This window comes from Achromobacter marplatensis (assembly GCF_002209535.1).
GTDB classification, from domain to species: domain Bacteria; phylum Pseudomonadota; class Gammaproteobacteria; order Burkholderiales; family Burkholderiaceae_B; genus Achromobacter; species Achromobacter marplatensis.
The window spans coordinates 52083-64262 of record NZ_NJIG01000023.1; the positions used below are offsets into that span (position 1 = coordinate 52083).

At 67.3% G+C, this 12180-nt stretch carries 9 protein-coding genes, 1 tRNA gene and 1 pseudogene; 3 read left to right on the forward strand and 8 right to left on the reverse strand.

Going from position 1 to position 12180, the window contains the following annotated elements:
• A complete protein-coding gene (gene selD, locus CEY09_RS29010; protein ID WP_088591254.1) occupies positions 1 to 1062 on the reverse strand; it encodes a selenide, water dikinase SelD in 1062 nt (353 codons plus the stop codon).
• Between the two features lie 152 nt (positions 1063 to 1214).
• Between selD and CEY09_RS29015 the strand changes: the two genes are divergently transcribed.
• From CEY09_RS29015 to CEY09_RS32655, 3 genes and pseudogenes are all read left to right on the forward strand, one after another.
• A complete protein-coding gene (locus CEY09_RS29015; protein ID WP_088591255.1) occupies positions 1215 to 2315 on the forward strand; it encodes a transglutaminase-like domain-containing protein in 1101 nt (366 codons plus the stop codon).
• 23 nt (positions 2316 to 2338) lie between these two features.
• Positions 2339 to 2518, forward strand: a complete 180-nt coding sequence (locus CEY09_RS32650; protein WP_234818422.1) for a hypothetical protein — start codon at positions 2339 to 2341, stop codon at positions 2516 to 2518.
• Positions 2519 to 2533: 15 nt separating this feature from the next.
• A pseudogene (locus tag CEY09_RS32655) lies at positions 2534 to 2878 on the forward strand (TlpA disulfide reductase family protein); the annotation flags it as partial.
• 6 nt (positions 2879 to 2884) lie between these two features.
• Here CEY09_RS32655 and CEY09_RS29025 read toward each other — a convergent pair.
• The 7 genes from CEY09_RS29025 to fdnG all read right to left on the reverse strand — a co-directional run bounded on the left by CEY09_RS29025 (position 2885) and on the right by fdnG (position 12169).
• Positions 2885 to 2980: transfer RNA gene (locus tag CEY09_RS29025), tRNA-Sec, on the reverse strand.
• Positions 2981 to 2992: 12 nt separating this feature from the next.
• Positions 2993 to 4939, reverse strand: coding sequence for a selenocysteine-specific translation elongation factor (gene selB / locus CEY09_RS29030; protein ID WP_088591256.1), 1947 nt, complete (start codon positions 4937 to 4939; stop codon positions 2993 to 2995).
• The gene (gene selA / locus CEY09_RS29035; protein WP_088591257.1) at positions 4936 to 6375 is read right to left on the reverse strand and encodes an L-seryl-tRNA(Sec) selenium transferase; all 1440 of its coding nucleotides are present in this window, start codon (positions 6373 to 6375) and stop codon (positions 4936 to 4938) included. The genes selB and selA overlap by 4 nt, the downstream gene beginning before the upstream one ends.
• A gap of 1 nt (position 6376) precedes the next feature.
• Positions 6377 to 7309, reverse strand: a complete 933-nt coding sequence (gene fdhE / locus CEY09_RS29040) for a formate dehydrogenase accessory protein FdhE (protein ID WP_088591258.1) — start codon at positions 7307 to 7309, stop codon at positions 6377 to 6379.
• Between the two features lie 256 nt (positions 7310 to 7565).
• The gene (locus tag CEY09_RS29045) at positions 7566 to 8198 is read right to left on the reverse strand and encodes a formate dehydrogenase subunit gamma (RefSeq protein WP_006227316.1); all 633 of its coding nucleotides are present in this window, start codon (positions 8196 to 8198) and stop codon (positions 7566 to 7568) included.
• Positions 8191 to 9090 (reverse strand): formate dehydrogenase subunit beta, encoded by a 900-nt coding sequence (fdxH, locus tag CEY09_RS29050; protein ID WP_006227317.1) that lies wholly within the window; start codon positions 9088 to 9090, stop codon positions 8191 to 8193. The genes CEY09_RS29045 and fdxH overlap by 8 nt, the downstream gene beginning before the upstream one ends.
• 10 nt (positions 9091 to 9100) lie before the next feature.
• Positions 9101 to 12169 (reverse strand): formate dehydrogenase-N subunit alpha, encoded by a 3069-nt coding sequence (gene fdnG / locus CEY09_RS29055; RefSeq protein WP_143219587.1) that lies wholly within the window; start codon positions 12167 to 12169, stop codon positions 9101 to 9103.
• Positions 12170 to 12180: the final 11 nt, after the last annotated feature.

Here is a 12180-nt window from a genome sequence, read left to right on the forward strand (position 1 = left end):
TTATTCCACGCGTACCTGCGCGTCGCCGGTGGTCATCTCGCCCACCACGGCAGCCTGCTCGAAGCCCTGACTGCGGAACAGGTCCAGCACGGCGTCCGCGGCCTCGGGTGCGCAGGCCACGAGCAACCCCCCGGACGTCTGCGGATCGGTCAGCAAGGCGCGCTGCGTGTCGGTGACCGCTGCGCCCAGCTGCACCGAGCCCCCATAGGACGCCCAGTTGCGGCCGGACGCGCCCGTGATCACGCCATCGGCCGCGAAGGCCTGCACGCCCGGCAACCAGGGCAAGGCCTCCAGGCGCAGCCGCGCGGTCAGCTTCGCGCCGCGCGCCATCTCCAGCGCATGGCCCAAAAGGCCGAAGCCCGTCACGTCGGTGATCGCGTGCACGCCGTCCAGCGCGGCCAGCGCCGGGCCGGGGCGGTTCAGGCGCGTGGTCGTGTCGATCATCACGCGGTAGCCCGCATCGTCCAGCCGGTTCTTCTTCAGCGCGGCCGACAGGATGCCCACGCCCAGCGCCTTGCCCAGGATCAGCACGTCGCCCGCCCGCGCATCCGCGTTGCGCTTGAGACGGCCGGGGTGCACCAGGCCCATCGCCGCCAGACCGTAGATCGGCTCGACGGAATCGATGCTGTGGCCGCCCGCGACCGGAATGCCCGCGTCCTCGCAGACCGATTCGCCGCCGCGCAGGATGTCGGCGATGACGCTATGCGGCAGCACGTTGATCGGCATGCCGACGATGGCCAGCGCCATGATGGGCGTGCCGCCCATCGCGTATACGTCCGACAGCGCGTTCGTGGCCGCGATGCGGCCGAAGTCGAACGGGTCGTCCACGATGGGCATGAAGAAGTCGGTGGTGGCGATGAGCGCCTGCTCGTCGTTCAAGCGGTAGACCGCGGCGTCGTCGGCGGTCTCGGTGCCCACCATCAGGTTCGGATAGCTGGCGGCGGGGCCGAAACGCTTGAGCAGTTCGGACAACACCCCGGGCGCGATCTTGCAGCCACAGCCGCCCCCGTGGGACAACGACGTCAAACGCGGCACGGCCGCCGTGGCAACATCCTGGGTCATTTCAATCTCCATGGGTCAATGGAAAAAGGATAGCACCGCCGCCGAGGTTGGCTCTATGATGATCCGGCAGGATGCGTAGGAGCACACCCCAAGGGACGGCCGCCCGGCCAAGGGCGCACCGATAGCCAAACTTCACCGTGCGTGAGGGCTTCATGGATCGCCGACACTTTCTCCGACTCTCCGGCGCATTGTGCGCCGCCACAACCGCGTTGCCGCAAGCGCTGCGCGCCCAGCAGGCTCCCGTCAGCGCCGACTGGCGCAGCTTTGAACTGACCACCGACATCAGCGTGAAAGACCCCGGCGCGCACACGCGCATCTGGGTGCCGGTGCCGTACGCCACCGACACGCCGTACCAGCGCGGCGCGCAAAGCACCTGGCAGGTCAGCGGCGGCGGCACCGCCCAGCTGATGCGGGCGCCCGGCTACGACGTGCAGATGCTGGCCGTGCAATGGCCCGATGCCCAGGCCCCGCGCAACGTCACCGTGACCAGCCGCTTCCAGACGCGCAATCGCCGGGTCGACCTGACGCAGCCGCCGCCCTCGGACGCGGTGCTTGAACGCCCCGCCGCGCTGCGCGAGTTCCTGAAACCCACCGCGTTGCTGCCCACCGACGGCATCGTCAAGACCACCGCGGACCAGATCACCCGCGGCCACCAGGGCAACCTGGCGCGCGCCCGCGCCATCTACGAATGGGTGGTGGAAAATACCTGCAGGACGGCCGCGACCCGCGGCTGCGGCGTGGGCGACGTGCGCTACATGCTGACGGCGAACGACCTGAACGGCAAATGCGCCGACATCAACGCGCTGTTCGTGGCCCTGGCCCGCGCCGCCGGCATCCCCGCACGCGACGCCTATGGCTTGCGCGTGGCCAATTCCGAGCTGGGCTACAAGAGCCTGGGCAAGGCCGGCGACGTCACGAAAGCCCAACACTGCCGCGCCGAATTCTACGCCGCCGACTATGGCTGGATTCCGGTCGACCCCGCCGACGTGCGCAAGGTCATGCTGGAAGAGCCGCCGGGCGAATTGCCGCTGACCGACGCGAAGGTGCGCGCCGCGCGCGTCATGCTGTTTGGCGCGTGGGAAATGAATTGGGTCGCGTACAACCACGGCCACGACGTCGTGCTGCCGGGCTCGGCGCATGACCCGGTGCCCTTCCTGATGTATCCCAACGGCGAGACCAGCGCGGGACGGCTGGACAGCCTGGACCCCGACAGCTTCAGCTACAAGCTCAGCGCCAAACCCGTCGCCATCTGACCCCGCCCGCGGAGGAAGCCGCCTTGATCAGCCGTCGCCGCCTGCTGCAATCCGGCCTGTCGCTGGCCGCCCTGCCCCGCTGGGCGCGGGCCGCCAGCGACTCGGCGCTGAAAACCGCCACCGGCCCCGACTGGGCGCCTTGGACTGCGCCCACGCCCGCCCTCGTCCTGCCCGACCTGGCCGGGCGCGAACAGAAGCTCTAGGCCTGGCGCGGCAACGTCGTCATCGTCAGTTTCTGGGCTACCTGGTGCGAACCCTGCCGCGATGAAATCCCCCTGATGTCCGCCATGGCCAAGCGCCACCGCGAAGAAGGCTTGCGGCTGGTCGCCGTGAACGTGGGCGAAGCGCTGGGCAAGGTCTCGACCTTCCTGGCGAAATGGCCCGTGGCCGGCACGGTGCTGCATGACCGCAACAGCGCGGCGTCCAAGAAATGGGAGGCGATCGGATTGCCCGCGAACTACCTGGTGGACCGCGCCGGGTCGATCCGGTATTGGCATCTGGGGGAACTGGACTGGCGGGCGGACCGCGTGACGGGCGTGGTGACGCGCATGCTGCGCAGTTGAAGAGGGTGGCGGAAGGCAGCAGGAGTCGAACCTACCTGGGAACGTCTGACGCCCCCAACTGGGTTTGAAGCCCAGCCGTGCCGCCGGGCACGAATGCCTTCCTCAGCAGCCCGCCTATGATACCGGCTCTGCGTTCACCTGCATCGCCGCGTACGCGCTTTCCGCCCGCAAGACGTGCGTATCGCGCACCCGCCGCGTATAGCCCACCCGGTCGAAGAACTCCAGGATCTGGATGGCGCGCTTGCGGCCCAGCCCCGTCGCATCGCGGAACACTGCAGCGTTCAGGCCCGCCGGCTGCGCCGCCAGGTCCGCCGCGATCCGCGCCAGCGCGCGCACCTGGTCCCGGTGATAGAACAGGTCCTTCACCACCTGCGCCACGTCGCCGCGGCGCAGCAGCTTGCGCAGCAACTGCCGCACGCGCTCTTCGGGTTCGTTCTGCGTGCGGGCCAGGTCGCGCACCCAGGGCGGATCGAAGGCGCCCTGCTCCAGCAATGGCAGCAGGCGCGCGGCCAGCGCCGATTCCGCGTCGGCCAGCGTGGAGGTATGGGCCGGCAGATGCAGCCAGGGGCCGTTGCGCGCCACGCGCCCGTCACGCTGCAGATGGTCCAGCACGGCCGTCCACAAGGCGTCCGGCCCCACCGGCATCGCCATCCGGCGCAATCGCGCGCTGTCCGGACCCGGCTCGTCGGGCGCACTTTGATGGAAGGCCGCCAGGGCCTGTTCGACGCGCTCGCGCAAGGCGTCCCAATGCGTGGCCAGGATCAGGGTGCGCGGCGCCTGCGCATTGCGGGTCTCGATCCACAACGCGCCATGCGGCGCTTTGATCGCGCGCACGGGCTTGCCGGTCAGGCGCTGCAAGGCGCCTTCATCCAACCCGAGCGGCGCGTGCGCCAGCACCGGCGGCAGGCCGCCGCCGTCCAGCATGTCGGACAAGGCCTGTAAGCCCTGCAGGCGCGAGGCCGCCCGGCGCTTGCGGTCCGGCGCATTCGGGTCCAGCACGCGGCCGCCGCCGACGGTGCGCGTCGCCTGCGCATTGCGCACGATGTAGCGGTCGCCCGGCATGGCGCAGACCGGCTCGTCAAAGACCAGTTGCACCCAGCCGGACTGACCCGGCGCCAACGTCTCGGCGCTAAGCGGCACGACGTGCGCCACGTGGCGCGCGGCGCCGATGTGCACGTGCAGCGGCGCCCAGGCGCGCACGGGCGCGTCGGCGGAAGCAAGCAGCGTCAGCGCGACATCGATATGGCGCGAAGGCAGGAAGCAGCGGGCATCCGCGATCCAGTCGCCGCGCGCAATGGCGTTCTTGTCGATGCCGGCCAGGTTCAACGCGCAGCGCTGGCCGGCCACGCCGGTTTCGCTGGGCTGGTTCTGCGCGTGGATGCTGCGCACGCGTACCCGCGTGCCCGCAGGCATCAAGCGCAGATCGGCCGTGTCGTCGCCTGCGCGGGCCTGGCCCGCGTGCGCGGTGCCGGTCACCACGGTACCGTGCCCCGCCAGCGTGAACACGCGGTCCACCGCCAGCCGGAACAGGCCCGCGGCATCGCGCTGGCGCAAGCCTTCGGCCTGCGCGTGCAGATAGGACTTCAGTTCTGCGGTGGCGGCATCACCCGCTTGCGAGGCCTGCACGGCAAACACCGGTGCGCCCGCCAGGAAGGTGCCGGCGGCAAGTTCCGCGATCTCGGCGCGCACGGCCGCTTGCTGCGCCGCGTCGGCGCGGTCGGTCTTGGTGAGCGCCACCGCGCCTTGCGCCACGCCCAGCAGCGACAGGATGGCCAGGTGTTCACGCGTCTGCGGCATGACGCCGTCATCCGCCGCCACCACCAGCAGGCCGAAGTCGATGCCGCTGGCGCCGGCCGCCATCGTGTGCACCAGCTTTTCGTGGCCGGGCACGTCGATGAAGCCCAGCACGTCGCCATTGGCCAACGGTGTGTAGGCATAGCCCAGCTCGATGGAAATGCCGCGCGCTTTCTCTTCCTTGAGCCGGTCGGTGTCGACCCCGGTCAAGGCGCGCACCAGCGTGGTCTTGCCGTGGTCGATATGGCCGGCGGTGCCGATGATCATGCCAGGGGCTCCGCCAGCTGCGCGGCAAAGGCGGCCTCGTCGCGCGCTTCCAGGCAGCGCAGGTCCAGCCACAAGGCGTCGTCGGCGATGCGGCCGATGACGGGCGTGGGCAGGCGGCGCAATTGCGCCTCGAGCGTGTCCAGGTGGCGCCCCGGCCGCCCGCTGCCCGTGTAGCGCACCGCCAGCCCCCAACTGGGCAACTGGTCCACCGGCAGCGCCCCGCTGCCGATCTGGCTGAACATGGGCACGGCCTCGACCGCATAATGGGCGCCCGCCGCATGCGCCAGCACGCCGCGCAGCCGTTCGGCTTGCGGCTGGATCTCGCGCTGCGGGCGGGTCAGGAGGCGCAGCGTGGTCAGGCGCTGCGCCAGGAATTCCGGCGCGCGGTACAGGCCCAGCACGGGCTCCAGCGCGGCCAGCGTCAGCTTGCTGACGCGCAAGGCGCGCTTGAGCGGATTCTTCTTAATCTTGCGGATCAGGTCGGCGCGGCCCACCAGCAGGCCGGCCTGCGGGCCGCCCAGCAGCTTGTCGCCGCTGAAGGTCACCAGATCAGCGCCAGCGGCGATGGTTTCGCGCACCGTGTCTTCCTTGGGCAGGCCGAACTGGGTCAAGTCCACGAGCGTGCCGCTGCCCAGGTCCACCGTGGCCGGCAGCCCTTTCGCGTGCGCCAGCGCCGCCACCTCGACCACGCCGACGCTTTTGGTGAAACCGGTGACGGCGTAGTTGCTGCAATGCACCTTCATCAGCATCGCCGTGCGCGGGCCGATGGCGTTGTCGTAATCGGCGGCGTGCGTGCGGTTGGTGGTGCCCACTTCCACCAGCTTGGCGCCGGCGCGCTTCATGATGTCGGGGATACGGAACGCGCCGCCGATCTCGACCAGTTCACCGCGCGACACCACGACCTCGCGCCGGTCGGCCAGCGCGTTGAGCATCAGCAGGACGGCGGCGGCGTTGTTATTGACGACGGTCGCGGCCTCGGCGCCGGTCAGTTCGCACAGCAGCTCGTCGATCAGTTCGTCGCGGTCGCCGCGGCCACCGGTGTCCAGATCGAACTCCAGGTTGGCCGGCGTGGTCAGCGCGCGCAGCACCGACGCGACCGCCTCGTCGGGCAGCAGCGCCCGTCCCAGATTGGTGTGCAACACCGTGCCGGTCAGGTTGTAGACGGCGCGCAGGCGCGGCTGGGCCGCCTTGTCCAACGCCGCCGACACGCGGGCGGCCACCACCGGCGCATCCAGGTCGTTGCGCGGCAACTGGCCGGCCAACGCGCGCTGGCGCTGCGCGTCCAGGTCGCGCCGCAGCGCCGCCACCACCTGGGTGCGGCCGTGCGTGTCCAAGGCGGCGCGCAGGGCGTCGGCGTTCAGCAGGCGATCCAGCGGCGGGATGTCGGACACGGCGGCCACGGAGGCCACGCCGCCCTCTGACGGGTGCTCGGCCATGCTATTCCTCGGCGCCATGCCACAACAGGGGGTTGCCGCTGGCGCGCGAATAACCCGCTTCGCCCACCAGCACGTCCAGCATCAGGCTGGCCAGGTCGTCGGCCACCGGCTCCACGTGCAGGTCCTTGTCCTGATAGAAGATCTTGCGGTACGTGTGGCAGTGGTCGCAGGTCTCGGCCTTGATGGCGGGCGAGCGGCCATCGATGGCCTGGTACGCCACCGATTCCACGTCTTCGCAGTGCGTGCACTTCACGCGCACCATGTGCCACTGCGTGGCGCACAGGCTGCAGCACAGGTAGCGGTAGCCTTCAAACTGGCCGCCCACGCGCACCACGCTGGCCACCGGCAGGCTGGCGCAGACGGGGCAGACGCCGAACGGGCTGACCACCGGCAACTGCTTGTCGTCGAAGCGGCTGGCCAGATCGGTCCAGTAAACCTGCAAGGCCGCCATCACGAAGGGCGCCGCGGCGCTGTCCACACCCTGGTCCTGCTCGGCCAACACGGCTTCAGCCAGGTCTTCGAGCGATTCGGGGTCTTCGTCCACCGCCCGGCGCAGCGCGGCGCAGACCTCGATGGCTTCGGCCGGCACGTTCTTGCCGCGCGACACCTCGTCCACCAGCTGCGCCAGGATGTTGCGCCACATCGGGTCGCGCGGCCAGCCGATAGCCTGCAAAGGCGGCATGCCATGGGCCTGCGCCAGCGCGACGCGGTCTTCCGACGCCTCCGGCGCCGCACAGTCTTTCAGCGCGCGCTGCTGGGCGTCAACCAATTGCGCCATCAGCAAAAGATAGTCAGCTACGGGACTATCGGCCGCCAATTGCCGCAAGCGCGCGGCACGCGTCGCAAACACCGACGCGCGGTCGGGCAGGCTGACGCGGGGGATCACATTATGGTCTAGCGCTTCGATCTCGCCGCGCGGAAGAATTCGCTGCAATGGTGTCTCCAAGAAAACAAACACGGCTGCTGGCCTTCAAAGAAGGATAGCAGCCGTAGGCAACTACGTGGCCGCGGCGAGGGGGCCCCGTCCCTCCGCCGGGCCGCCCCAAGGAGGGACCGCCCCCTCGGGGGACAGGAAGCGCGCACAGCGCGCGCGCCGTGGGGGCCCCCTCCCTCCGCCGGGCCGCCCCAAGGAGGGACCGCCCCCTCGGGGGGCAGGAAGCGCGCGTAGCGCGCGCGCCGTGGGGGCCCCTCTACTTTCGGATCTGTTCGCGGAACCAGGCGCGGTGGTGTTTCCACGCCCAGCCGGCGGTGACATAACCCCGCAGCATCGCGGTGAGCGATCCCTTGACCCAGATCGCCGCGTAGATGTGCACGATGATCGAGCAGATCAGCACCAGCGCTGTCACGGCGTGCACCACGGAGGCGACGCGCACCACCCAGATCGGGAAGTAGAACGCGAAGAATTCGCGCCAGATCACGATGCCGCTGGCAAACAGCCCCAGCATGCACAGCACCAGCACGTAGAACAGCAGCTTCTGGCCGGCGTTGTACTTGCCGACTTCGGGCAGCTTTTCTTCGCGGTTCTCGACCACGTCGTTCAGTTGTTTCAGCCACTGGCGGTCGGCTTTCGTCATTACGTTGTGCCGCCACATGTGGCCGGCAAACACGACGAAGCAGGCGAACATCACCACCCCGATGAAGGGGTGCAGGATACGCGTCCAAGGGCCGCCGCCAAACAGGTTGGACAACCAATACATCGACGGGTGGAACAGCGCCAGCCCGGACAACGCCAACAGGATGAACGTAAGGGCAATGATCCAGTGGTTGGTGCGCTCGCCCGGCGTATAGCGCTTGATCCGGCGGTGACGGTGGTCTTCACTCATGGCGCACCTCCTCTTCGGCACGGCGTTCGTCTTCTTCCGAAACCTCGTTGCGGCCCACGCGGGCGTAGTGGAAGAAGCCCGCCAAGGCGGTCAGGGCCATCATGGCCACGCCCAGCGGTTTGGCCAGCCCCTTCCACAACGACACCATGGGGCTGATATGCGGGTCTTTGGGCAGCCCGTGATACAGCCCGGGCTGGTCGGCGTGGTGCAGCACATACATGACGTGGGTGCCGCCCACGCCTTGCGGGTCATACAGGCCAGCCTGATCGAAACCGCGGGACTTCAAGTCCACGATCCGTTCTTCGGCATGCTGCTTCATGTCTTCCTTGGTGCCGAACACGATGGCACCGGTGGGACAGGCCTTGACGCACGCCGGCTCCTGGCCAACGGCCACGCGGTCGGAACACAAGGTGCACTTGTACGCCTTGTGGTCTTTCTTGGAAATGCGCGGCACATTGAATGGGCAGCCGGTGATGCAGTAGCCGCAGCCGATGCAGTTTTCTTCGTGGAAGTCCACGATGCCGTTGGTGTACTGGATGATGGCGCCCGGCGAGGGGCAGGCTTTCAGACAGCCCGGGTCCTCGCAGTGCATGCAGCCGTCCTTGCGGATCAGCCATTCCAGGTCGCCGGCGGGGTTCTCGTATTCCGAGAAGCGCATGACGGTCCAGGAATGCTCGGTCAGGTCGGCCGGGTTGTCGTAGACGCCCACGTTGGTGCCGATCTCGTCGCGCAGATCGTTCCATTCCATACAGGCGCTTTGGCAAGCCTTGCACCCGATGCATTTGGAGACGTCGATCAGCTTGGCGACCGAACCCGTAATGGGTTCACGGATGCCCGGCGGCGGGGTCGTGGTGGCGGAGCGCCGCTTGATGTCTAGGGATTGCATGGACATGTCGGTTCTCCTAAGCCTTCTCGACCTTGACCAGGAACGACTTGAATTCCGGTGTTTGGGAATTACCGTCGCCCACGACCGGCGTCAACGTGTTGGTCAGGAAGCCGGGTTTGGCCAGGCCCACAAAACCCCAGTGGATGGGAATACCCACGTGGTGCACGGTCTTGCCCTCGATGGTCAGCGCGCGCAAGCGCTTGGTGACCAGCGCCACGGCCTTGATGTAGCCGCGGTTGGACGAGACCTTCACGCGCGACCCGTTGGCGATGCCCAGTTCCTTGGCCAGCGCGTCGCCGATTTCCACGAACTGCTCGGGCTGGAGAATGGCGTTGATGCGCACGTTCTTCGTCCAGTAGTGGAAGTGCTCGGTCAGGCGGTAGGTAGTGGCCACGTACGGGAACTTGTCCGCCGTGCCCATCGCGGCCAGGTCGTCCTTGAAGACGCGCGCCGCCGGGTTGCTGGTGACGCCCTTGGCCTTGGGATATAGAGGGTTGTAGCCCAGCGGCGTCTCGAAGGGCTCGTAGTGTTCAGGGAAAGGCCCTTCGGCCATGCCCGCCCGCGCAAAGAAGCGCGCCACGCCTTCCGGGTTCATGATGAACGGACCCATACCGCCGTCCGGGTTCTCGTCTCCCTTGAAGTCGGGAATGTCCGCGCCCACCCAGATCTTGCCGTTCCACGAGATCAGGCTGCGCCGCGGGTTGAATGGCTTGCCGGACACGTCGCACGACGCGCGGTTGTACAGGATGCGACGGTTGGCCGGCCACGCCCAGGCCCAGTTCAGGGTCTGGCCGATTCCGGTGGGGTCGCTGTTGTCGCGGCGGGCCATCAGGTTGCCGCCAGGGCCCCAGGCGCCAGCGAAGATCCAACAGCCGCTAGCCGTTGAACCGTCGTCGCGCAGCTCCGCAAAACCCGCCACTTGCTCACCGCCCTTGCGCACGAGCTTGGTGGGATCCTTGGGGTCCATGACGTCCACCAACGCCTTGCCTGAATATTCCTTGGCCAGCTCTTCCGCGGTGGGGCTTTGCGGATTGGAGTACGGCCAGGACAGGTTGACGATGGGGTCGGGGTACTTGCCGCCTTCCTCCTGGTACATCTTGCGCAGGCGCGTGAAGATCAGCGACATGATTTCGATGTCGCTCTTGGCTTCGCCCGGAGGCTCGGCGCCCTTCCAGTGCCATTGCAGCCAGCGCCCGGAGTTCACCAACGCGCCGTCTTCCTCGGCAAAACAGGTGGTGGGCAGGCGGAAGACCTCGGTCTGGATCTTGGTGGGGTCCACATCGTTGTGTTCGCCCGCGTTGCGCCAGAACTCCGAGGTCTCGGTGACCAGCGGGTCCATGATGACCAGGAACTTCAGCTTGGCGAAACCGTCGTTGAGCTTGCCCTTGTTGGGCGCGGCTGCCAGGGGGTTGAAGCCCTGCGCGATGTAGCCGTTCATCTTGCCCTGGACCATGAGCTCGTAGACCTGCAGCATGTCGTACATCTTGTCGAGCTTGGGCAGGTAGTCGAACGCCCAATTGTTCTCGGCAGTGGCTGACTTGCCCCACCAGGCCTTCATCAGGCTCACGTGGAACTTGCTGTAGTTCTGCCAGTAGCTGAGCTGGTTGGGCCGCAGGGGCTTCAACGCGCGCGTCTCGATGTACTTGGCGTAGTCCTGTTCGGGCTCGTTGGGCAGGGTCATGTAGCCCGGCAGCAGGTTCGACATCAGGCCCAGATCGGTCAGGCCCTGGATGTTCGAGTGCCCGCGCAGCGCGTTCATACCGCCGCCCGCGATACCGATATTGCCCAGCAGCAGCTGCACCATGGCACCGGTACGGATGATCTGCGAGCCAATGGAGTGCTGCGTCCAGCCCAGCGCGTACAGGATCGTGGCGGCCCGGTCGGTGGTGGCCGTGGAGGCCAGCATGTCGCACACCTTCAGGAACTTGTCCCGCGGCGTGCCGCACACGCGCTCGACCATCTCTTCGGTGTAGCGCGAGTAGTGCTTCTTCATCAGCTGATACACCGTGCGCGGATGCGTCAGCGTGGGGTCCGTCTTGACGAAACCGTCGTCGCCGCGCTCGTAGTCCCAGCTTGCCTTGTCGTACGTGCGCTTCTCGGCGTTGTAGCCCGAGTACAGGCCCGCGTCGAACGTGAAGTCCTCGCGCACGATGTAGGAAAAGTCGGTGTAGTTGCGCACGTACTCGTGCTGGATCTTGTCGTGATCCAACAGGTACTTGATGACGCCACCCAGGAAGATGATGTCGGTGCCGGTGCGTATGGGCGCGTAGAAGTCCGCCACGGATGCCGAGCGCGTAAAGCGCGGATCCACGACGATCAGCTTCGCCTTGTTATGGGCTTTCGCTTCCGTGACCCATTTGAACCCGCACGGGTGGGCCTCGGCGGCATTGCCGCCCATGATCAGTACTACGTCCGCGTTCTTGATGTCGACCCAATGGTTCGTCATCGCTCCACGGCCAAACGTCGGGGCAAGACCTGCCACCGTCGGGCCATGTCAGACACGGGCTTGGTTATCGAATGCCAACATCCCCATGCTGCGCACGGTCTTGTGCGTGATGTAGCCCACCTCGTTGCTGCTTGCCGAGGCGGCCAGCATGCCGGTGGTCAGCCACCGGTTTACCGTTTTGCCGTCCGCGGTTTTCTCGACGAAGTTCGCGTCGCGGTCGGCTTTCATGAGCTTGGTGATGCGCGTCAGGGCCTCATCCCACGACATCCGTACCCATTTGTCCGACCCGGGTGCCCGGTATTCCGGGAATTTCAGGCGGTTGGGGCTGTGGATGAAGTCGATCAGGGCAGCGCCCTTCGGACAGAGCGTGCCGCGGTTGACGGGGTGGTCGGGGTCGCCTTCGATGTGCATGATGCTGGCGCGCGCGTTCTTGGCGCCATCGCCCAGACCGTACATCAGCAAACCGCAGGCGACCGAACAGTAGGGACAGGTGTTGCGCGTTTCGGTCATGCGCGCAAGTTTGTACTGGCGCACCTCAGCCATGGCTGTGCCGGGAGCAACCCCCAGCAATGCCAGGCTGGAGCCTGCCAGGGTTGCACCTGTCACCTTGAAGAACTGGCGGCGATTCATGTTGACCATGAAGCACTCCT

Excerpts from the sequence above, each read along its gene's own strand:
- selD (WP_088591254.1), bottom strand. The coding sequence starts at position 1,062 with ATGACCCAGGATGTTGCCACGGCGGCCGTGCCGCGTTTGACGTCGTTG.
- CEY09_RS29015 (WP_088591255.1), top strand. The coding sequence starts at position 1,215 with ATGGATCGCCGACACTTTCTCCGACTCTCCGGCGCATTGTGCGCCGCC.
- selB (WP_088591256.1), bottom strand. The coding sequence starts at position 4,939 with ATGATCATCGGCACCGCCGGCCATATCGACCACGGCAAGACCACGCTG.
- selA (WP_088591257.1), bottom strand. The coding sequence starts at position 6,375 with ATGGCCGAGCACCCGTCAGAGGGCGGCGTGGCCTCCGTGGCCGCCGTG.
- CEY09_RS29045 (WP_006227316.1), bottom strand. The coding sequence starts at position 8,198 with ATGAGTGAAGACCACCGTCACCGCCGGATCAAGCGCTATACGCCGGGC.
- fdxH (WP_006227317.1), bottom strand. The coding sequence starts at position 9,090 with ATGTCCATGCAATCCCTAGACATCAAGCGGCGCTCCGCCACCACGACC.